The sequence below is a fragment of the Gloeomargarita sp. SKYB120 genome (assembly GCA_025062155.1).
Lineage (GTDB): Bacteria > Cyanobacteriota > Cyanobacteriia > Gloeomargaritales > Gloeomargaritaceae > Gloeomargarita.
Genome location: JANXAM010000080.1, coordinates 1 through 645, shown reverse-complemented (window position 1 = coordinate 645; position 645 = coordinate 1). Strand labels below are relative to the sequence as shown.

General features: G+C 58.3%; 1 pseudogene. It reads right to left on the bottom strand.

Annotated features, from left to right (window positions below):
• Positions 1 to 126 precede the first annotated feature (126 nt).
• Positions 127 to 288: pseudogene (locus NZ705_12510) on the bottom strand (hemolysin-type calcium-binding protein).
• Between the last annotated feature and the right edge of the window lie 357 nt (positions 289 to 645).

Sequence of the window (645 nt, the reverse complement as noted above, 5' to 3'; positions counted from 1 at the left end):
GACATCATCGCCATCGCCGCCGTCGATGGTGTCCGCGACGCCATCGGCGGTTGCGTTGATGATCTCGTTGCCACCGTCGCCATTGACAGTGTCCACGCCCGTGCCGTCAACGATGGTGTCGTTGTCAGCGCCGCCGTTGATGGTGTCGTTGCCAGCGCCGCCGTTGAGGATGTCGTTACCAGCGTCGCCGTTGATGGTATCGTTGCCAGCGCCGCCGTTGAGCGTGTCATTCCCAGCGCCGCCGTTGAGCGTGTCATTCCCATCGCCGCCGTTGATGATGTCGTTGCCATCATTCCCATTTGCCGTATCGTCACCTGGACCACCGTTGAAGGTATCTCCTCCAGCTCCACCAACGTCGTTCCAGGTATCGTTACCACCCTGGCCATTGAAGGTGTCGTTGCCGATGTTATCAGAGGCAGCATTGAGAGTATCATCGCCATCGCCGCCGTTGACGACATCTACACCGGCGCCATCATTTATAGTGTCACTGCCACTGCCGCCGTTGAGCGTGTCATTCCCATCGTCGCCATCGATGGTGTCGTTGCCGGCATCACCATTTATGACGTCGTTGCCATCGTCGCCATCGATGGTGTCGTTGCCAACACCGCCGGAGATGTTGTCTATGCCATCGCAACCTCTTAGAAT